Below are 20250 nucleotides of genomic sequence, written 5' to 3'. Positions count from 1 at the left end.
TCGCGCGCCGCCCCGCGCACGCATGGCGTGACGCGGAAAACGTCGAGGGATATGGGGACGGGGCAGGCGTGATCAGGAGACGGAAGACCGACAGACGGATACGGCCCGGCGGGGCGCGGGGCAGGGCGGCGCTGCTGGCCTGCGGGGCGCTGGTGGCCGGCATGCTGCAGGCAGTGGCGCTGCCGGCGGCCCAGGCGGACGACCTGGTCCACCGGCCGTCGCCGGGCGTGCCGGTGGCGGGCCACTCGGGCAGTACGACGGTGCCGCGCGCCCAGGACGGGCTGCCGCACAAGCCCGGCCGGACGGGCGAGCACTCCTGGGCCCGGCCCGGAAGCGCCACCGTGACGCTGCCGGCCGCGGCGGCGAAGACCTCGGCGGTACGCGCCGGGAGCCTTCCTGTGACGCTGACGGTGCCCGCGGCGGCGAGAGCGGCGACGTCCGCAGGCACCGCGAAGTCCGGCACCGCCGGGAAGACGGCAGCCCCGCTGACCGGCTCGGCGACCGTACGGGTCCTCGACCAGGAAGCCACCCGGGCGGCGGGCGTGGACGGCCTGCTCTTCACCGTCACCCCGCGGCCGGACGCCGGCGGCGGCACCGTGGGCGTGAGCGTGGACGACAGCGGTTACGCCCAGGCCTACGGCGGGGCCTATGCCGCACGGCTGCACCTGGTGCGGCTGCCCGGCTGCGCGCTGACCACCCCCGCGAAGGCGGCCTGCACCGAGCAGACCCCGGTCGCCGCCACGAACGACACCGCCGCCCACACGCTGACCGCCGACGCGGTCGCCCTGACGTCGGCGTCCGCCACGGCCGCGTCCGCCACGGTCTTCGCGGCGACCGCCGGCACATCGAGCGACCACGGCGACTACGCCGCCACCTCGCTGTCCCCGTCCTCGTCGTGGGACGTGGGGCCGAACACCGGCACCTTCACGTGGGTCTACGACTTGCCCGCGCCGGACGTCCCGGGCAGCTTCGCCCCGAAGGTGGCGCTGACCTACGACTCCGGTGCCGTCGACGGCCGCACCAGCAGCACCAACAACCAGTCGTCCTGGGTGGGCGACGGCTTCGACATGTCCCCGGGGTTCATCGAGCGCAGCTACAAGCCCTGCGCGGACGAGAACGTCAAGGACTCCGACGGCAACAAGGTCGACGACCTGTGCTGGGCCTACGACAACGCGACCATCTCCTTCGACGGCCACTCCGGGCAGCTGGTGTCCACCGGCACCAACTCCTTCCGCATCAAGGGCGACGACGGCACGAAGGTCGACCGGGTCTACGGCAGTTCGACCGACGTGCGCTCCAACGGCGCCCGCAATGACGAGTACTGGCGGGTGACGACCACCGACGGCACCCGGTACTACTTCGGCTACAACAAGCTGCCCGGCTGGGCCGGCGGCAAGGCGACCACCGACTCCGCCTGGACCGTGCCGGTCTACGGCAACAACGCCGACGAGCCCTGCCACGGCTCCACCTTCGCGACCTCCTGGTGCCAGCAGGGCTGGCGGTGGAACCTCGACTACTCCGTCGACCCGCACGGCAATGCCATCGCCTACTACTACAACAAGGAGACCAACTACTACGGCCGCGACAGGACCGCGTCCAGCCCCACGGCCTACGTCCGCGGCGGCACCCTCGACCACATCGACTACGGGCTGAAGTCCGGCGCGGTCTACTCGGCCAAGGCCCTGGCCCAGGTGCAGTTCACCAGCGCGGAGCGCTGCCTCGACACCACCGCCGGGGCCTGCGACGCCTCGAAGATCGACACCGACTCCTTCCCCTGGTACGACACGCCGTGGGACCTGAACTGCAAGTCGACCGGTGACTGCGACGCCTTCGGCCCGTCCTTCTGGACCCGCAAGCGGCTGACCGCGGTCACCTCGCAGGTGCTCACCGCGGCCGGCGCCTACACGCCGGTGGACACCTGGAAGCTGGCCCAGCAGTGGGGCATGGCCGACATCGACTACCAGCTGGAGCTGGCGTCCGTCGAGCACACCGGCCGGGCCGACACCCCGGAAGGCGCCCCCGACCTGACCCTGCCCAAGGTCACCTTCGGCTACGACCAGCGCACCAACCGGCTGGACATCCCGGGCGACAACACCTCGCCCTTCGTCAAGGAACGCGTCGCCACCATCGACGACGAGACCGGCGGCCAGACCGACATCACCTACTCCACCGCCGCCTGCGACGCCGCCCACCTGCCGACCCCGGACTCCAACAGCACCCTGTGCTTCCCGCAGTTCTTCACCAAGCAGGGGGACGAGGACCCCAGCCTGCAGTGGTTCAACAAATACGTGGTCGCCAAGGTCGTCCAGTCCGACCGGACCGCCGTCTCGCCCGACGAGGTGACGGCGTACGACTACCTCGGCGCACCCGCCTGGCACTACGACTCCGACGACGGCATCACCAAGGAGAAGTACAAGACCTGGTCCACCTGGCGCGGCTACGCGCACGTACGGGTGGACACCGGCGGCCAGGACCCGGTCGGCATGCTCTCGCAGACCGACCACTACTACCTGCGCGGCATGGACGCCGACAAGACCAGCGGCGGCAAGCGCAGCGTGACCGTGTCCGACGACAACGGCGGCACCATCACCGACCACGACTCGCTGTCCGGGTTCGAGTACAGGACGGAGCACTACTCGGGGCCGGGCGGCAAGGTCCTCGACAAGACCGTCAACACCCCCTGGCACCACGAGACCGGCTCGGTCACCCGCAGTTGGGGCACCATCGCGGCGAACCTGACCGGGACCGCGGAGACCCGCTCCTGGGTCTCGCTGGACGGCGGCGCCGGATCCGCGTGGCGGATCACCGACGTCACCCGCGGCTTCGAGAACACCGCGGGCCGCGTCCTGACCACCGACGACCACGGTGACGTGTCCACCACCGCGGACGACCGCTGCACCACGACCACCTATGCCGACAACACCACCGCGTGGATCCTGGACACCCCGTCGCGGATCCTGTCCGTCGCGGTGTCCTGCACCGCCACGCCCGACTACGCCAAGGACGTCCTGTCCGACATCCGCACCGCCTACGACGGCCTCGGCTACGGGGCGGCGCCGACGGCCGGTGACGCCACCCGGGTGGCGACCCTGAAGTCCCACAACGGCACCACCGCCACCTACCTGGAGACCGGCGCCGGCTACGACGGCTACGGCCGCACCACCTCGGCCACCGACCTGACCGGCGATGTCACCGCCACCGTGACCGGCGCACCCCAGCGCACCGACCGCGCCGACGGACGGACCACCACCACGGCCTACACCCCGGCGAGCGGCTTCCCGACCACGGTGACGGTCACCACGCCGCCGGCCACCGCGGGCGACGCGACCACCGCGCAGGCCACCACGACGACCCTCGACCCGGTCCGCCGGCTGCCGGTCACCGTGTCCGACACCAACAGCAAGCGCACCGACACCACCTACGACGCGCTGGGCCGCAAGCTGAAGATCTGGCTGCCCGACCGGTCCAAGGCCAACAGCCAGACGCCGAACGACGCCTTCGCCTACACGACGGCCGACGGCAAGCCCCCCGTGGTGGCCACCACCACCCTGGCCGGCACCGGCACCCACACCTCCTACGCCCTCTACGACGGCTTCCTGCGGGTGCGCCAGGCCCAGACGCCGGGGCCGAAGGGCGGCATGCTGGTCTCCGACACCTTCTACGACTCCCGCGGCCTGGTCGACAGGACCTTCGCCTCCTACTACGCCGCCAAGGCGCCCTCCACCGTCCTCTACACGCCGGACGACGCGCTGTCGGTGGAGACGCAGGTCTGGAACACCTACGACGGCCTCGGCCGGATCACCCTGAGCCGGCAGGTGGCGGGCAACGGCGACGGCGGCACGGTCCTCGCGACCACCGCGACGGCCTACGGCGGCGACCGCACCACGGTCACCCCGCCGCAGGGCGGCACGCCGACCACCACGGTCGTCGACGCCCGCGGCAACACCCGCGAGCTGGACCAGTACCAGGCCGCGACACCCACCGGGGCCTACGACAAGACGTCGTACGGCTACACCCCGGCGGGGCAGCTCGCCACGATCACCGACCCCGCGGGCACCGCCTGGACGTTCGGCTACGACCAGCGCGGCAACCAGACCAGCGCGGTCGACCCCGACAAGGGGACCACCGCCAGCGTCTACGACGACCGGGGCAGGCTGGTCTCCAGCACCGACCAGCGCGGCAGGACCATCACCCACCTCTACGACGGGCTCGGCCGGGAGACCGAGACCCACGACGGCGCCGCGAGCGGCCCGCTGCTGACCAAGCACGTATGGGACCCCGCGGGCTTCAAGGGCCTGCCGGCCTCCGCCACCCGCTACGTCGGCGGCGCGGCGGGCTCGGCCTACACCGTGGCGTACGGGCTGTACGACAACCTCTACCGGGCCCACCGCACCACCACCACGATCCCGGCCGCGGAGGGCGCGCTGGCCGGCTCCTACCAGAGCACCGTGCAGTACAACGCGGACGGCACCACCCAGTCCGTCGGCTACCCCGCGGCGGGCAGCCTGCCCGCGGAAGCGGTCACCCCGGCCTACGACGAGGTGCTGCGGCCCGTGACGGTGTCGGGCTCCGGCGGCGCCACCTACACCACGGCCACCGCCTACAGCTACACCGGGCAGGCGCTGCAGTACACCTTCCAGGCGGCCGGGCAGAAGATGACCCAGGTCACCAACACCTACGAGTGGGGCAGCCAGCGGCTGTCCAACTCCCGGGTCGACCGGCAGGACGTGCCCGGCACCGACAAGTCCGCGACCTACGGCTACGACGCGGCGGGCGACATCACCTCGCTCACCGACGTCTCCCGCGACGGCACCGACGCCCAGTGCTTCCAGTACGACTACCTCGGCCGGCTGACCGAGGCCTGGGCGCAGGGCGCGGCGGGCTGCGCGGTCACCCCCTCCGCCCAGGTGCTCGGCGGACCGGCGCCGTACTGGCAGTCCTTCGGCTACGACAAGGCCGGCGACCGCACCAAGGAGACCGACCACTCCGCCACCGGGAACGCGGCCCAGGACACGGTCAGCACCTACACCTACCCGGCTCCCACCGCCCCGCAGCCGCACACGCTCAGCCAGGTGCGGACCACAGGCCCCGGCGGCACGACGGTGGGCTCCTACACCTACGACGCGGTCGGCGACACCGCCACCCGCCCGGCGGGCGGTGTCGAGCAGACCCTGACGTGGGACGGCGAGGGCCGCCTCACCCAGGTGGCCACCGACGACGGGAAGACCACCTCCTACGTCTACGACGCCGACGGCAACCGGCTGATCGCCCGCACCGGCAGCGGCGGCACGCTCTACCTCGGAGGAACCGAGGTCACCGCGGCCACCGGGTCGGCCACCGCCCACGCCACCCGCTACTACGACCTCGGCGACGGCAACCAGGCGATGCGCACCGACGACAACAAGGTGTACTTCCTCATCGCCGACAGCCAGGACACCGGCCAACTCCAGGTCGACAGCGCGGGCCTGGCGATGCAGCAGCGCCGTACCACCCCCTTCGGCTCGCTGCGCGGCACACCCCCGGCCGGCTGGTCGGGCGACCGGGGCTTCGTCGGCGGCGTCACCGACCCGGGCACCGGCCTGACCCATCTCGGCGCCCGCGACTACGACCCGGCCACCGGCCGCTTCGCCTCCGTCGACCCCGAGATCGACAGCGGGGACCCGCAGTCGCTGAACGGCTACGCCTACGCCGGCGACGACCCCGTCACCCAGTCCGACCCGACCGGCCTCTACACCTGCCGCAACGGCCACGAGGGCTGCAACGAGCACGGCAACCCCTGCGGCAGCGACTGCAGCGCGTGGGCGACCCAGGCGGGCGACTGCGTGCACACCGAGTGCGGCCCGAGCAAGGTCAACCAGAACCCGGACGTGAGCCTCAAGCAGCAGCACCAGGTCACCTACGCGCGGACCCACTGCGACGACCTGTGCGGCACCCTGGGCATCACCACACCGAAGGATCCCCAGTGGCAGGACCTGATCAAGGACCTGTACGGGGGCAGCCCGCCGCCGGTCGAGCACGACAGCTACGCGGCCGAGCACGCCCAGGAGAAGTCGGTCGCCTTCACACCCGACCCGGGCTACTCGTACACCACCTCCGAATACCTCGGGCCGAACAGCCTGGGCACACCGGAGGAGATCATGGCCTTCTTCAAGGCGCACCCCAAGGAGGTCTTCCCCTTCAAGGTGACCGGCTGCGACACGTTCGCGCAGGGGACGAAGTGCACCCTGCACCCCGCTGAGTCGATCATGCACGGCCTCGGCAGGATCGCCGGCGGACCGGGCAAGGTGACGGTGTCCGTCAAGGACAAGACGTCGTTCACCTTCACCGTGACCAACAAGGGGTATTTCGACGAGCCCGGGTCCCAGATCAAGTTCTCGATCTCGTCCCGGAAGAATGGCGTCTATCTGACGCAGAAGGGCCACTCGACGGGTTCGAACTGGTTCGCCTGGGTCGGCGTCACGCACTTCGACGCCGCGAAGAGCCAGTGGCAGCAGCAGGCCCGCAACCTGACCAAGCTGCTGGAGAACCGGTAGGGACGGAAAAGGACCGCGGCCCCACCCCGTTTTCCAGGGGGTGGGGCCGCGGTCCTTTCGCTGCGGCTGCCGGGTGCGCTACTTGCCGATATGCGGCAGGCTGTTCAGCTGGCCGGGAAGCACGGTGTTCGTCTGCTGGGCCCGCATGAGGGCGATGACGGCGCCGGCGCCCGCGAGGATCAGGCTGATCCAGAAGCTGAAGGCGTGGCCGCCGCCCGGGCCGAAGTCCGAGTGCGCGAAGATCGCGATGAGGTAGAGCACGAAGCCCACCGCGAAGGCCAGGAAGGACAGGCTCCTGGCCGGCGCGGGCAGCGTGACCGTGGGCGCGAAGAGGCTGACGGCCAGAGCGGCCGCGCCGAGCACGGTGAGGACCATCGCGAACCAGGCTATGAAGAGGCCGTGGCCGAAGTGCCAGGCGCCCCAACTCACACTGGGGATGTTCAGGCCGAGTTCGTTGCCGAAATCCCAGGAGTAGTAGTCGAAGAACGAGAAGATGAACACGACGGCCCCGATACCGAGAATCGCCCAGTCGAGGCGGTTGACCGATGCCGGGTCGAACGGAGTTCCTGACGGGCCGCCTGGGTTCGGCGGCGGAGCCGGCGGGCCGGACGGCGGCGGCACATCGTGCGTCATGGTTCTGTGTCTCCCTGCTGAAGTCGTGCGACATACACGTGGGGGCTGAGACTAGCGGCACCCCGCCCGCGCCGTAAGCCGGTTGGCCTGCCCGGATTCGCATGGGTCCAATTGGTCGTCTTGGTGCTGTGGTGATCCCCGTGGCACAAGTCGATTTCCCGGGCGCGAGGTTCAAGCACCCGCAAATTCGATGTGACCCGATTCCCCGGCGCGGACCCCCGGCCATCCGATGTGTGCACCCCGGAGCGCACTGTTTCCAGCGAACTGCGCAAAATTTTCTTCGGCAGCGCGGAACCTTGCGGAGGGCCGGGGTGCTCAGTACCGTACGGACGCCCCTCCCCCCACCTTGAAGGAGCATCCGATGCGTGCGATCCCAAGGCCGTTGCGGAAGGCGCGGGTCCTCCCACGTATGTCCGCGGCCCTTGCCGCCCTGGTCGGTCTGGCCTGGATGTCCGTCGCGCCGGCGGGCGCCGCCACCCCGCACGCCGCCGCCCTGCCGCAGGCACAGGCGCAGGCGGCCGCCGCCGGCGCGTCGACACCTTTCACCATCTACGAGGGCGAGGCAGGCACGCTGGCCGGCGGCGCGACCGCCGTGTCGCTCACCTCGGCGCCCGCCACGCAGTATTCGAGCGCGACCCTTGAGGCGTCCGGGCACGCCTACGCCCACCTCGGGGGCACCGGACAGTCGGTGCAGTGGACGAACGCCACGGGCCAGCCGATCAGCTTCGTCAACGTCCGCGCGAGCATTCCCGACTCGGCGTCCGGCGGCGGCATCACCGGCACGCTCGACCTGTACGTCGACGGTACGTTCCGGCAGGCGCTGAACCTCAACTCCAAGCAGACCTGGGTCTACGAGGGCAACAACAACTACAACACCAGCGACAACCAGAACCCGGGGGACGGCTCCCCGCGGGTGTTCTTCGACGAGTCGCACACCTTCGTCACCGGCACCCCCATCGCGCCGGGCAGCACCTTCACGCTGAAGAAGGACGCGGCGAATTCCGCCCCCTCCTACGACATCGACTCCATCGACGTCGAGAACCCGCCGGCCCCGCTCTCCCAGCCCGCCGACTCGATCTCGCTGACCAGCTGCGGAGCCGTCTCCGACAGCAACCCGACCAACGGCGCGGGCGACAGCCAGGCGGTCGACAGCGGCGCCGCCATCCAGAGCTGCATCGACCAGGCCCAGTCGCAGTCCAAGACACTGTGGATCCCACCGGGCACCTTCTACGTGAAGGGCACCGCGGGGCTGCACGCCACCGGCATCACCATCGCCGGCGCCGGCCTGTGGTACAGCACGATCTACCGCGATGTGCCGGTCCCCAACAGCACGCCCCTGGGAGCCCTCTTCTCCGTCACCTCGTGCACGGTGAAGAACTTCCACATCGACGCCAACGCGGTGAGCCGCAGCACTATCGGCGGTGACGGCGGCGCCATGGACACCACCGGCACCAACTGGGTGGCCGACGGCATCTGGACCCAGCACACCATGTCCGGCTTCTGGGCCTCGGGCACCGGCGGCAAGGTCCAGAACAGCCGGCTCACCTCGATCTGGGCCGACGGGATCAACCTCAACAACGTCTCGCTGAACGCCGACACCGGCAACAACCTGACCGCGACGAACAACTTCGTCCGCGGCACCGGCGACGACGCGATGGCGATCAACTCGGTGAACTACAACACCAATAACGGCACGAACACGTACTACCACCCGATGAGCGGCATCACCTTCACCGGCAACACCGCCATCGCACCCTGGGGCGGCAAGGGCATCGGGATCTACGGCGGCAGCGGCCACCTGGTCAGCGACAACTACATCAGCGACACCGCCCGCTACATCGGCCTGGGCGCGGGGCGGTTCGGCGTCAACGGCAGCGACCTGCTGTCCGCGACGGTCACCGGCAACGTCGTGGTGCGCTCCGGCGGCAACGCCTACAGCCAGGGACAGCCCGCCCTGCACGTCGGCAACGGCGGCGACGGCCAGAACACCGGCACCGTCGACCACGTCACCGTCACCGGGAACACCGTCGCCGACTCGGTCTACGACGCCGTCGGCTTCTCCACCTCCACCAACACGCTGCTGCAGAACAACACCATCACCAACCCCGGGCGCAACGGAGTGGTGATCTCCCCGCCGTTCTACCCGGCGCCCAGCGGGTCCGCCACCATCACCGGCAACACCCTGACCGGCCTGCACACCGGCGGCACCGCCTACGCCGACAACTCCGCCGCCTTCACCGCCACGCTGAGCGGCAACAGCTGGCAGACCTCCACACCCCCCGCCGGCGGCCCCTACGGGGGCACGCCCGCCGCGGTGCCCGGCACCGTACAGGCGGAGAACTACGACACCGGCGGGCAGGGCAGCGCCTACAACGCCGACTCCGGCAACGGCAACGGCACCGCCTACCGTGCCGACGGCATCGACCTGGAGGCCACCTCCGACACCGGCGGCGGCTACAACCTGGGCTGGACCAGCGGCGGGCAGTGGTTCCGCTACACCGTGAACGTCGCCTCCGCCGGTACGTACACCGTCGGCCTGCGGGTGGCGGCGCCAGCCGCGGTCACCGGCGCCCTGCACCTGTCCGACGCCTCGGGCGCCGACCTCAGCGGCGCGGTGAACCTGGCGGCCACCGGCGGCTGGCAGAACTGGGCCACCGCCACCACCACCGTCACCCTCCCCGCGGGCCGCCAGGTCCTGACGCTCAACCAGGACAACGGCGGCTGGAACCTCAACAGCGCGGCCTTCGCCGCCTCCGGCGGCACCACCCCCGCCACCGACCTCGCCGCGGGCCGCGCCACCAGCGAGTCCAGCCACAACCAGACCTACTCCGCCGCCAACGTGACGGACGCGGACCGCTCCAGCTACTGGGAGAGCGCCAACAACGCCTTCCCGCAGTGGGTCCAGGTCGACCTCGGCTCGGCGCAGAGCGTCTCCCGCGTCGTGCTCCGGCTGCCGGCCGGCTGGGGCGCCCGCACCCAGACGCTGTCCCTCCAGGGCAGCACGGACGGCTCCACCCTGACCACCGTCAAGGCGGCCGCGACTTACACCTTCGACCCGGCGGCCGACAACACCGTCACCGTCACCTTCCCCGCGACCACCCAGCGCTACCTCCGGGTGACCGTCACGGCCAACTCGGGCTGGCCGGCGGGCCAGCTCTCGGAATTCCAGGCCTGGAAGTCCTGACCCCACCCGCCGCGGGCCGCCGTCCCACGGGGGCGGCGGCCCGTACGCGTCCGCCCCTGCCGCCGCCGGGGTCAGACCCCGGCGGTCCGGGACGCGCCCTCGACGACCGGTCGTCCGGACACCGGCACGGACAGCCGGACCAGCGGACCGTGGCGGAGCATCACGCTTGCCTGGCCGAGCGTCAGCGCCAGCAGCGCGGCCTGCGCCGCGCCGCACGCCAGGGGCGACCAGCCCAGCGGAAGCATCGACTCGTGGGCCAGCAGCGCGAGCAGCGTCCCGCGGCCGAGGATCGCCGCCGCCGTGATCAGCAGCGCCTCGCGGCGCGGATGGGCCTCCGCCGCGAGCCGGCGCAGCAGCCACAGGACCGTCACGAGCTGGACGGCCGACACCGCGACCAGCGCCGGTGCGGGCGACGGGGCGCCGGCGAGCATGAGGGCGCAGCCCACCGTCCAGCCCGCCGCGCTGAAACGGCAGGTCCAGACCCTGCCGTGGCGGACCAGGAAGGTGCGCTTGCCGAACAGCGCGTCGCCCCGCACGTCGCGGAAGTCCTTGAGCAGGATGCGGCCGACGAAGCCGACGTAGAGCCCGGCCGGCAGCAGCAGCCCCCGGCCGTGCGGCGGTGGCGCCGTCGCCAGCCACCCCAGCAGATAGGGGACCGCGACATAGCAGCCGGGCAGCACGAGGGCCGCCACCGCGCCGCGGTCGGACAGCCGGACCGGCCGCAGCGAATAGCCGGCGCTCAGCAGGAGCCCGGCGGTGACCACCAGGCCCGGCCCGAGGCCGAGCAGGAAGCCGCCGGCCGTGGCGACGGCCGCGCAGACCACCGCGACCGCCGTCATCTCCGCGCGCAGCGCGCCCGCCCCGACCAGCGGCCGGCGCGGGTCGCCCGGCAGGTTGACCCGGTCGATCCGCTCGTCGGCGAGGTCGTTGACCGCCACCGAGAACATCAGGAAGGCGGCGACGGGCACCAGCGCGCGGCCCAGCAGCAGGCGGTCCTCCGGGTGCCCGGCCCCGGCCAGCCCGAGCGCGGTGTAGACGGCGAGGAGCAGGAAGACCGGCGGCCTGGCCACCGCGAGAAGCGTCCGCAGCCGGTTCGCCGGCGTCCGCAGCCGGCGCTCCACCGGCCGCGTCATTTGTTCGACCCGAAGCTGTTCATGCCGACCACGACCAGCACGATGAAGCCGACGAGGACCAGCCCTGACACCACCAGCACCACGGACAGCAGCGCCCCCAGGCATGTCCACGCGGTCCGCGCCGGGGTCCGCCCGGCCCCGCGGCCGTCCGGGCCAGGACGCGCCGGGCCGGAAGCCCCCGGCGGTCGAAAACGGTCACTCATGATGCCCCCCGGCACTCGTCGGCGTATCGGACTCCGTGTCCCGAACGCAGCATGCCCGGCCGGGCCGGGCGGCGCATGAGCACCCGTACTCAGACCGCCCCGGACGCGGCGCCCTCGGCCGGTGGCGGGCCGCGCGCGGCGAGCACATAGCATCGGGCGATGCGTTCAACGCCCGCTGCGATATGCGTACTCGCCGGCCTGCTGGCCGGCGCCCTGCTGACAGGCTGCGGTGGCTCCGGTAGCGGAAACGGGGACACCGCGGCGCCGCCGTCACCGTCCCCGTCCGCGACGGCCGCCCCGGCCACCGCGAGTGCCGCGCCCTCGGCGACCACGGCCAGCACCCACCGGCCCAAGCCCGCCCCCGGCACCACCGCGCCCAAGCCGGCGCCGCCCGCCCCCGCCCCCGCCGGCAATCCGGACGGGCACGCGGCGGTGCCCGCCGCCGCACGGGCGGTCGACACCTCGAAGCCGACCAGGACGGTGGGCAGCGGGACCGCCGCGAGCTGCACGTCGGCCGCCGTGGTGGCCGCGGTCGCCGCGGGCGGCGTCATCACCTTCGACTGCGGGCCGCGTCCGGTGGTGATCACCATGAAGGCGACGGCCAAGGTGCGCAACGCCTCGGCCCGCGTCGTCCTCGACGGCGGCGGGAAGGTCACCCTCAGCGGCGGCGGACGACGGCGCATCCTCTACCTGGACACCTGCGACCAGGCGCAGGGGTGGACGACCTCGCACTGCCAGGACCAGAGCACACCCGAACTGACCGTGCAGAACCTGACCTTCGCCGACGGCGACTCGACCGGCGAGACGGCGGAAGGCGGTGGCGGCGGCGCGATCCTCGTCCGCGGCGGCCGCTTCAAGGCCGTCAACGACCGCTTCGTGCGCAACCGCTGCGACCGCAGCGGACCGGACCTCGGCGGTGCGGCGATCCGCGTCCTCGACCAATACCACGGCCTGCCCGTCTACATCACGGCGAGCACCTTCGGCGGTGCGGCCGGCCAGGGCGGCTCCTGCTCCAACGGCGGCGCGCTCAGCAGCATCGGGGTGTCGTGGGTGGTGCTCAACAGCGTCATCACCTACAACTCGGCGGTGGGCAGCGGCGCCAACCCGGCCCGCGGCGGCACCCCCGGCGGCGGCAGCGGCGGCGCGGTCTACACCGACGGCAACCTCTACACCGTCCGCGTCGAGGGCTCGCTCATCGCGCACAACGACGCCAAGGAGGGCGGCGGCGCCTTCTTCTTCGTCAGCAACGACCGCAGCGGCACCCTGGCGGTGCGCCGGTCGACCCTGCACGCCAACCCCAGCCACGGCTTCTCCACCGCCGGCTATCCCGGTGTCTTCTTCCTCGGCGCGGGGAAGCCGGACGTGTCGGGCAGCACTCTGGACTGACCCCGGGGCGCCGCGCGAGGGCGGCCTCCGCGCGCAGACCGGGCGCCCGTCAGGAGGAGGACTTCTCGCCCGGGTCCAGGGAGAGCAGGGCCAGCAGCGCGGCCACCGTCGGGCCCGCGTCGGCGGGGTGGCGCAGCGATGTGCCGCCGGGGATCTCGTAGGTGTTGGTGCGGCCGGTGCGGGTGTGGGTGAGATACCCGTCCGACTCCAGGTCCGCGATGATCTTCTGCACGGCGCGCTCCGTCAGCATGCAGCGCCCGGCGATGTCGCGGACGCGGATGTCCGGATCACGGGCGATGGCCGCCAGAACGCGGGCGTGGTTCGTCAGGAATGTCCATCCGGTCCTCGGGCTGGCGGTGTCGTCCATTGCGTCATCGTACGACGTGGGATTCACGCGATGCAAAACATGAAACGGATTTCGCGTATCAGTTGACAGGGGTGGCCGCGACGCGCAATCTGGAGCCGCCGAGTTCGGAAACCGAGGAGGTCTCAGCCATGTCCGGTCGTAGGCGCTGCTCGATTCCCTCCGCCCGGCCCGGCACGGTCACCGTCACGTCGGCGACCGCGGAGCGGGACGTGCGCGTCGTCAGGCACCTGCGGTCCGGGCTCGTGGTGCGGCTCACCGAGACGGACGGCCGCGCCCGTGTCGCCGTCCACGGCGAGGTCGACCTGGACTGCGCGGAACTGCTCGAACATGTGCTGACCGACGCCCTGCGGTCGGCCCCCGCCGGACTCCACGTCGACCTGGGCGGCGTCGGCTTCTTCGACTGCGCCGGGCTCAACTCGCTGCTGCGGGTCCGCTCGCTGGCGCTCGCCGACGGGTGCGAGATGACGGTGACCTCGGTGTCCGCCGCGGTGGGCCGTGTCCTGGACCTCACCGGCACCTGGGCCGCCTTCCCGCAGGCCGCCGACACCCGCGCGGTGCCCGCGATACACACCATCGGCCGCGCCTACCCCGCCTGACGGCCCAGGTCCCGATGAACCCTTGCGGCGAAGCCCGTCAGACCTGGGCCCCCAGCGCGATCAGCAGGCCCGCCAGGCCGACCGTCAGCCAGGTGACGTAGTCGCCGAGGTGCCCCGAGTGCAGCCGGCGCAGCGGGAGGACCAGGCCGCGGTCGGCCAGCCGGACCGCCGCCCGCAGCCGACCCGGCGCGTGGGACACGCGACGGAGGGCGGCGCACGCCAGCGCCACCGCCAGCACCGTCGACAGCACGCCGAGCAGCACCCCCGGCACATTCCAGGCCGCGTCCGGCGGCGGCCCGGCCGGCGCGTGCGCGGGCAGCCCCGAGACCTGGGCGAGATAGCCGGCCCGGTCCTGGAAGGCGGCAGCCGCCGACGCCACCGCCCGCCCGACCCCCGGGAAGACCCCCGCCGCCAGCGCCCCGGCCAGCAGCACCGCGGGCACCGCCGTCATCGTGGCGGGCAGTGGCCGCAGGGGGTCGCGGACCTCCGGCTCCTCGTCCTCCCCGCAGGTCTCCACGTCGGAGTGGCCGAGCTCGGGCGCCGGCCCGGCGCCGTAGAAGACCCGCAGCCCGGCGCGCAGCACGGCGCCGCCGGTCAGCGCCGACACCAGGACGTAGACGGCGGGCAGCCAGGCCGCGTGCCCGCCCGCCGCGTGCTCGGCGACCGCCTTGCCGAGGCCGAGGCCGAACGGCGGCAGCCCGGCGAGCGCCAGGCCGCACGCCATGAAGAGCGCCCCCGCCCGCGGCGAGCCGCGTTCCGTACCGTAGAGCTCGTGCTCGTCGACCGAACCGTGCCGGTCGAGCAGGACACCGGCCAGGCCGAACAGCGCGGCCTTCACCCCGGCGTGCCCGGCGACGTAGAGGGCGGTCCCCGCGGTGGCCGCCGGGTCGAGCAGGCTCAGGCCGAGCAGCCACAGGCCGGTGTGGCCGATGGTCGAGAAGGCCAGCAGCCGCTTGAGGTGCCGCTGCTGCCAGCACATGACGGCCCCGACGAGCGCGGTCAGCACGCCGAGCGCGCCCAGGGTGTGCGTGTAGGCCGCCGCCGGGATGCCGCCGGGGCCCGCGAAGACCGTCAGGTAGACGCGGGCGATGCCGTACACACCGAGTTCGACCATCACTCCCGACATCAGCATGCAGACCGGTGTGGGCGCCACCGCGTGCGCGTCGGGCAGCCAGAAGTGGAAGGGCACGGTCGCGGACTTCACCAGCAGGCCGGCCATCACCAGGACGAACGCGGTGACGGTGAGCGCGTCGGCGCGGTGGCCGGCGAGCGCGCCGCCGATCTGCGCCATGCCCAGCTCGCCGGTGCGCGCGTAGAGCAGTCCGATGCCGAGCAGTGTGCCGTACGCGGCAAGGGAGTTGACCACCCCGAAGGCCAGCGCGCCGTGCAGCGAGCGGGGGTCCTCGATCCGGAAGCCGGTCAGCGCGTAGGCCACCACGCCCATCAGTTCGAAGAAGACGAACGCGTTGAACAGGTCGCCGGTCAGGGCGAATCCGCACATGCCCGCCTCGAAGAGCAGCAGCAGGGCCGGGAAGGTGCCGCGGTGCCGCGCGGGCGGCTCGTCGAAATACCGCCAGGAGTAGGCCAGTACCGCCGCCACCAGGATGGCGACCAGCAGCGCGAGGCCGACGCCGAGCCGGTCGCCGACCAGCACGATGCCGACGCTGTGCCCGCCCCGCGGGGTCCAGCCGCCGAGCCAGGACACCGTACGGCCGCCGGCATCCCCCACCCGGCTCCACAGCAGGGCGAGTTCGGCCACCGTGCCGGCCGCGAAGGCGCTCGCCACCACGTCGAGCGCGGCCCGCGGCAGCACGCGCCCCGCCAGCACCAGCACGGCCGCGCCGAGCAGCGGGATCACGACGGCGAGCGGCAGCAGGTCGGCCGTCTGCCAGCCGGGGTACGGCACGGGCGGCCCTCAGCCCTTCAGCTCGGAGAGCGCCTCGGGGTCGACCGTCCCGGTGCGTTTGCGGATCTGGATGACCAGGCTGAGCAGCAGCGCCGTCACGGTGGCGCCGACCACGATGTCGGTGAGGACCAGGGCCTGCACGACCGGGTCGACCACGGGGGTGCCGACGGGGATGTCGGAGAAGACCGGGGCGGTCCCGCCGCGCCGGAATCCGATGCCGAGCAGCAGGACGTACGTCGAGGACTGCGCCACGGCCAGGCAGCCGACCGCGTGGACCAGGTTGCGGCTGGTCACCATCCCGTAGATGCCGACCAGGAAGATCCAGCCGGCCGCGAGGAAGGGCAGTACGGTCATCGGTCGTCCTCTCGCTGCCCGGCGGCGCGCGGCGTCCCCGGGGACTCGATCTCCACCGCCTGGTCGAGGAACTGGGCGACCAGCACGATCACGCCGGAGGCCACCTCCACGCCGACGGCTGCGTTCAGCAGCGGCACCAGGCCCGCCGACGACAGCTGGTTGAACGTGCCGAGCGGCAGCACGTTCTGCAGATACGCCGCCCCGACGCACAGCCCGGCGAGCCCCAGCGCGGTGAAGGCGCCGGCGGCCACCGCGTCCAGCGCGCCGAAGACCGCCAGCGGACGCACCCGGCGCAGCACGCGGTAGTCGGCGGCCACATAGGCCAGATGCAGCCCGGTGGCCAGCACCACCCCGCCCTGGAAGCCGCCGCCCGGACTGAGCTGGCCGTGCGCCACCACATAACCGCCGACCAGCACGGTGACCGGCAGCAGCGCGGCGCCGAGCAGCAGGGTCGAGGGAAGCACCCGGTTCGGCTCGGGCTCGGCCCGGTCCTCGTCCCGCGCGCGGCGCAGCAGGACCACGGAGCCCAGCACGGCGCCGAAGAGGATCGACTCCTCGCCGAGGGTGTCCAGGGCGCGCTGGTCGAAGTTGACCGAGGAGATCACGTTGGCGGTGCGGTGCCGCACCGCGGCGGCGACCGCCCTGCCGCCGTACGGGTGGACGGTGGTGCCGAAGTGCGGCAGCCCCGTGCAGGCCAGGGCGAAGGCGACCGCGAGGACGGCCGCGGCGAGCAGGAAGACCGCGGTACGGACCCGGCGGCTCACCGCTCGCGCCCCTCGTCCTCCTGCGGTCTGCCGCGCGGCGCGCGGCGGACCTTGCGGACCGTCAGCAGGATCAGCAGCGGTGTCACCGCGCTGCCCACCGCTAGCTGCGACAGCGCCACGTCGGGCGCCTGCAGGACCAGGAAGAGCAGCCCCAGGCACACCCCGAGCACCGAGAGCACCACCGACTGGCGTACCGGGTCACGCGTGAGCGCCGCGCACGTGGCGGCGGCCACCACCAGCACGAGGCCGGCGGCCACCAGGAAGTCGACCGCTGAAGTGCTCACGCCGGGGGCCCTTCCGGCCCGCCGCCGGCGGCCTGGTCCTCGATCGCCATGGCGCGGCCGATGACGATGGTGGTGACCGGGCCGGACACGGCCGTCAGGGCGCCGATGACCAGCAGCTTCGCCGCCTCCCTGCCGGCCCCGGCGTCCACCGCGAGCCCGAGGCAGAGCAGCGGCACCCCGAGGCTCGACGCCGGGGCGAGCGCGTGCAGCCGCCCGTACGGCGTGGGCAGCAGCGCCAGCGCCGCCGCGGACAGCAGCAATGCGGCGCAGCCGCAGCACAGCAGCACCAGGGCCAGTACATGGGTCGCGGTCATCTCAGTCCCGACCCCCCGCTCGGTCGGTCCGGGCCGTCAGCCCGTGATTCGCGGTCGTCGTCATCTCAGTCCCGACCCCCCGCCTCTTCGGTCCGCGCGCCGCCGGCGAGGCAGCGGGCGAAGACCAGCGTCCCGGTGGGCGCCAGCACGGCCGCCACCAGGGCGACGTCGACGTACGAGGTGCGGTGCAGGCCGCGTGCCGTCAGCAGGAAGACGGCGACGGCCATCACCCCGGCCAGCGCCATCGCCGGGAGCCGCCGGGCCGGCTCGCCGCGGCAGGCCCGCCACAGGCACGGCCCGAGGCCGGCGGGCAGCAGGACGCAGGCGGCCAGCAGCCAGGCGTTCACGCCGGCCTCCGGCCGCCGAGTGCCCGCTCGACCGCGGAGGGCGGTGCCGCGCCGCCGAGCAGATGGACGGTCAGCTCCCGCCCCGCGATGTTCAGTACGCACGCCCCGGGCGTCGCGGACAGCAGCACCGCGGCAAGGGCGGGATCGGTGTCCGCGGGCAGCCGGACGGCGACCGGCCGGTCGGTGTCCGGCTGCCGGGCCTGCGTACGTCGGGTGGCCGCCCCGTCGCCGGGCCGGTCGGCGCCGTCGCGCCCGCCGGTCCGGCTCGTGGACGCTGCCCCGGCGACCGGCCGGTCGCCGTCGCGCCCGGTCGCGTGCGCGACCTCCACCGCGAGGCGGGCCGTCTCGGCGAGCAGGGACGCGGGGAGTGCGGCGAAGGCGGCGGCCAGGCGGCGGCTGCCGTGGACGCGCGGGTGCTCGGCCCGGCGTACCGCCTCGGCGGCGACTCCGCCGAGAACGGCGAGGGAGCCGCCGACCGCGGCCTCCAGCGGGGTGACGTCGGAGATGAGGACGACATAGAGGACGAAGAGCAGGCCCGACCATCCGCCCACGGTGGCCGCAGTGGCCAGGACCCGGTGTGCCATCCGCGATCGTCTCCTCACCTGTGCGGGGCCGCCTGCCCTGCGCCGCGAACACCCCGCTGCCCCGGTATACCGGCCGGCCGGCGCGCACCCGGCAGAAGCGCGGGACACGCCTGAGCGGGCCACTCCTCTGCCATGCGCACCGTCTGTCCCGGCGGGCCGGCGGGAAACCCGGCCGCCGGGCCGGGGGTCACCGCCCCGGCGGGCCCTCCCCGGCTGCCTGTTCCGCGACCGCCCGGTCGACCTCCTCCTTGCGGGCCCGCGCCCGCTCCCGGTCCTGGTGGTCGGCGTCGACGATGTCGAGGAAGACCTCGGCGAATTCCGGGCACCTCTCCCGCAGTTCGCCCTTGATCCGCTCGCTGACCTCCTCGACCACCTCGCTGTCCATGCCCTCCCGCAGGTCGACCCGCGCGGCGAGCAGCGCCGAGCCCACCCCGAGCCGCATGGTCTGCAGGACGGTCACGGTGTCGATCTCCGGCTGGTCGGCGAGCAGTTCGTGTGCCTCCTGCTGCAGCCGGGGGTCGACGGCCTGTCCCACCAGGAGGTCGCGGGCGGAGCGGCCGAGCCAGTAGGCGACAAGGACCAGCAGCAGGGCGATGGCCAGCGCGGCGGCGGCCTCCCAGCGCGGCGAACCGGTGAGCTGGTGGCCCAGCACACCGCCTGCGGCCAGCAGTACGCCCAGGACGGCCGTGGAGTCCTCCGCGAAGACCGTGCGGACGGTGGGGTCGACGCTCCCGGCGATCTCCCGTGCCAGGGAGTGCCCGTGGGAGCGGGCCCGCGCGCGCATCTGGACGACGGCCCGCAGCAGCGAGATGCTCTCGGCGACGAACGCCACGGCCAGCACGGCATAGGTGGCCACGAAGCCCTCGGAGCCCCCCGTCTCCGGCGACAGCCACCCGTGCAGGCCCTGGTAGAAGGAGAAGCAGCCGCCGGTCACGAAGATGCCGACGGCCGCGAGCAGCGCCCAGAAGTAGCGCTCCTTGCCGTAGCCGAAGGGGTGCCGCGCGTCCGGCTCGCGCCGACTGATGCGGACCGAGACCAGCAGGAAGACCTCGTTGAGGGTGTCCGCGACCGAGTGCGCCGCCTCGGCGAGCAGGGCGGGGGAGGCGGTGAGGGCGCCGACGACGGCCTTGGCGACGGCGATGGCCACGTTCGCCAGCAGTGCGATCAGCACCGTGCCCCGGGTCTTGTCGTCGTCCTTCTGACCTCCGGCGCCCGAGCCGGCCTCGGTCGCGGCTTGGTTCTCTGATTCGGCTTCGTTCTCGGGTTCGGTGTCGGTGTCGTGGCTCATGGGCGGTCGGATCCAACTCCTTGCCGCGGTGGGCGGCTTCCGCCGCGCTGTCGCCGCTCGGCTACCCGACGAGGCGCCCCCTTACGCGGGTGCCTTTTCGATCCCGCCCGTACGGACGCGGCTGTCTGGAGCCGGTGCATGAGTGCGGCGTCCTGGGGCACACGGCCCGCTGGAGGTTGATAGAGATGGGACCGTTGCTGGTAGTTCTTCTGCTCGCGCTGCTGCTGTTCGGCGCGGGGTTCGCACTCCACCTGCTGTGGTGGATCGCCGTCGTGGTGCTCGTGCTGTGGCTGTTCGGTTTCGTCGCACGCGGCACGCACTCCGGGGGCGGCCGGGGCCGCTGGTATCGCTGGTAGCTCCAGCCGGCTCGGACG

At 72.8% G+C, this 20250-nt stretch carries 17 protein-coding genes; 5 read left to right on the top strand and 12 right to left on the bottom strand.

The genetic code is table 11. The features are described from left to right. The first annotated feature begins 68 nt into the window (after window positions 1-68). Entirely contained in the window at window positions 69-6533 is a 6465-nt protein-coding gene (locus OG900_03250) for a sugar-binding protein (protein ID WUH89250.1), read from the top strand. A 78-nt stretch (window positions 6534-6611) separates the two neighbouring features. Here the strand turns inward: OG900_03250 and OG900_03245 are convergent, their stop codons facing one another. Then, on the bottom strand, window positions 6612-7166 hold the full coding sequence (locus tag OG900_03245) for a hypothetical protein (protein WUH89249.1): 555 nt from the start codon (window positions 7164-7166) through the stop codon (window positions 6612-6614). Window positions 7167-7575: 409 nt separating this feature from the next. Here OG900_03245 and OG900_03240 point away from each other — a divergent pair, with 409 nt between their 5' ends. Then, window positions 7576-10350, top strand: a complete 2775-nt coding sequence (locus tag OG900_03240; GenBank protein WUH89248.1) for a discoidin domain-containing protein — start codon at window positions 7576-7578, stop codon at window positions 10348-10350. Window positions 10351-10421: 71 nt separating this feature from the next. Here OG900_03240 and OG900_03235 read toward each other — a convergent pair whose 3' ends face one another. Further along, window positions 10422-11483: a UbiA family prenyltransferase gene (locus tag OG900_03235; protein WUH89247.1), complete on the bottom strand. Its 1062-nt coding sequence runs from the start codon at window positions 11481-11483 to the stop codon at window positions 10422-10424. Next, entirely contained in the window at window positions 11480-11686 is a 207-nt protein-coding gene (locus OG900_03230) for a hypothetical protein (GenBank protein ID WUH89246.1), read from the bottom strand. Before OG900_03230 ends, OG900_03235 begins: the two co-directional genes overlap by 4 nt. Before the next feature lie 159 nt (window positions 11687-11845). On the opposite strand from OG900_03230, the gene OG900_03225 reads away from it, so the two are divergent. Continuing rightward, window positions 11846-13072 (top strand): hypothetical protein, encoded by a 1227-nt coding sequence (locus OG900_03225; protein ID WUH89245.1) that lies wholly within the window; start codon window positions 11846-11848, stop codon window positions 13070-13072. 49 nt (window positions 13073-13121) lie between these two features. On the opposite strand, the gene OG900_03220 is transcribed toward OG900_03225, so the two are convergent. After that, complete coding sequence (locus tag OG900_03220; GenBank protein ID WUH89244.1) at window positions 13122-13439, bottom strand: winged helix-turn-helix domain-containing protein; 318 nt, start codon at window positions 13437-13439, stop codon at window positions 13122-13124. A 128-nt stretch (window positions 13440-13567) separates the two neighbouring features. Here OG900_03220 and OG900_03215 point away from each other — a divergent pair, with 128 nt between their 5' ends. Then, complete coding sequence (locus OG900_03215; protein WUH89243.1) at window positions 13568-14035, top strand: STAS domain-containing protein; 468 nt, start codon at window positions 13568-13570, stop codon at window positions 14033-14035. Between the two features lie 37 nt (window positions 14036-14072). Here OG900_03215 and OG900_03210 read toward each other — a convergent pair whose 3' ends face one another. The 8 genes from OG900_03210 to OG900_03175 form a co-directional block, all read right to left on the bottom strand. Next, complete coding sequence (locus OG900_03210) at window positions 14073-15941, bottom strand: complex I subunit 5 family protein (protein WUH89242.1); 1869 nt, start codon at window positions 15939-15941, stop codon at window positions 14073-14075. 9 nt (window positions 15942-15950) lie between these two features. Next, window positions 15951-16295 carry a sodium:proton antiporter gene (locus tag OG900_03205; protein ID WUH89241.1) on the bottom strand — a complete coding sequence of 115 codons (345 nt, stop codon included), beginning with the start codon at window positions 16293-16295 and terminating at the stop codon, window positions 15951-15953. Further along, complete coding sequence (locus OG900_03200; protein ID WUH89240.1) at window positions 16292-17059, bottom strand: sodium:proton antiporter; 768 nt, start codon at window positions 17057-17059, stop codon at window positions 16292-16294. The genes OG900_03205 and OG900_03200 overlap by 4 nt, the downstream gene beginning before the upstream one ends. Beyond that, window positions 17056-17343: a DUF4040 domain-containing protein gene (locus tag OG900_03195; GenBank protein ID WUH89239.1), complete on the bottom strand. Its 288-nt coding sequence runs from the start codon at window positions 17341-17343 to the stop codon at window positions 17056-17058. The genes OG900_03200 and OG900_03195 overlap by 4 nt, the downstream gene beginning before the upstream one ends. Next, window positions 17340-17657 (bottom strand): monovalent cation/H(+) antiporter subunit G, encoded by a 318-nt coding sequence (locus OG900_03190; protein ID WUH89238.1) that lies wholly within the window; start codon window positions 17655-17657, stop codon window positions 17340-17342. The genes OG900_03195 and OG900_03190 overlap by 4 nt, the downstream gene beginning before the upstream one ends. A gap of 65 nt (window positions 17658-17722) precedes the next feature. Next, complete coding sequence (locus tag OG900_03185) at window positions 17723-18004, bottom strand: monovalent cation/H+ antiporter complex subunit F (GenBank protein WUH89237.1); 282 nt, start codon at window positions 18002-18004, stop codon at window positions 17723-17725. After that, complete coding sequence (locus OG900_03180; protein ID WUH89236.1) at window positions 18001-18588, bottom strand: hypothetical protein; 588 nt, start codon at window positions 18586-18588, stop codon at window positions 18001-18003. Before OG900_03180 ends, OG900_03185 begins: the two co-directional genes overlap by 4 nt. 187 nt (window positions 18589-18775) lie before the next feature. Further along, entirely contained in the window at window positions 18776-19876 is a 1101-nt protein-coding gene (locus tag OG900_03175) for a cation diffusion facilitator family transporter (protein WUH89235.1), read from the bottom strand. Window positions 19877-20061: 185 nt separating this feature from the next. On the opposite strand from OG900_03175, the gene OG900_03170 reads away from it, so the two are divergent. Next, window positions 20062-20232, top strand: coding sequence for a hydrophobic protein (locus OG900_03170; GenBank protein WUH89234.1), 171 nt, complete (start codon window positions 20062-20064; stop codon window positions 20230-20232). The last annotated feature ends 18 nt before the right edge of the window (window positions 20233-20250 follow it).

Source organism: Streptomyces sp. NBC_00433 (genome assembly GCA_036015235.1).
Classification (GTDB): domain Bacteria; phylum Actinomycetota; class Actinomycetes; order Streptomycetales; family Streptomycetaceae; genus Actinacidiphila.
The sequence above is the reverse complement of the archived record's forward strand: the minus strand, read 5'-3'. Positions and strand labels throughout refer to the sequence as shown.

Coding starts and splice junctions, on each gene's coding strand:
- OG900_03220 (WUH89244.1), bottom strand. CDS start 13,439: ATGGACGACACCGCCAGCCCGAGGACCGGATGGACATTCCTGACGAAC.
- OG900_03240 (WUH89248.1), top strand. CDS start 7,576: ATGTCCGCGGCCCTTGCCGCCCTGGTCGGTCTGGCCTGGATGTCCGTC.
- OG900_03205 (WUH89241.1), bottom strand. CDS start 16,295: ATGACCGTACTGCCCTTCCTCGCGGCCGGCTGGATCTTCCTGGTCGGC.
- OG900_03235 (WUH89247.1), bottom strand. CDS start 11,483: ATGACGCGGCCGGTGGAGCGCCGGCTGCGGACGCCGGCGAACCGGCTG.
- OG900_03230 (WUH89246.1), bottom strand. CDS start 11,686: ATGAGTGACCGTTTTCGACCGCCGGGGGCTTCCGGCCCGGCGCGTCCT.
- OG900_03175 (WUH89235.1), bottom strand. CDS start 19,876: ATGAGCCACGACACCGACACCGAACCCGAGAACGAAGCCGAATCAGAG.
- OG900_03225 (WUH89245.1), top strand. CDS start 11,846: ATGCGTTCAACGCCCGCTGCGATATGCGTACTCGCCGGCCTGCTGGCC.
- OG900_03215 (WUH89243.1), top strand. CDS start 13,568: ATGTCCGGTCGTAGGCGCTGCTCGATTCCCTCCGCCCGGCCCGGCACG.
- OG900_03245 (WUH89249.1), bottom strand. CDS start 7,166: ATGACGCACGATGTGCCGCCGCCGTCCGGCCCGCCGGCTCCGCCGCCG.
- OG900_03180 (WUH89236.1), bottom strand. CDS start 18,588: ATGGCACACCGGGTCCTGGCCACTGCGGCCACCGTGGGCGGATGGTCG.
- OG900_03170 (WUH89234.1), top strand. CDS start 20,062: ATGGGACCGTTGCTGGTAGTTCTTCTGCTCGCGCTGCTGCTGTTCGGC.
- OG900_03190 (WUH89238.1), bottom strand. CDS start 17,657: ATGACCGCGACCCATGTACTGGCCCTGGTGCTGCTGTGCTGCGGCTGC.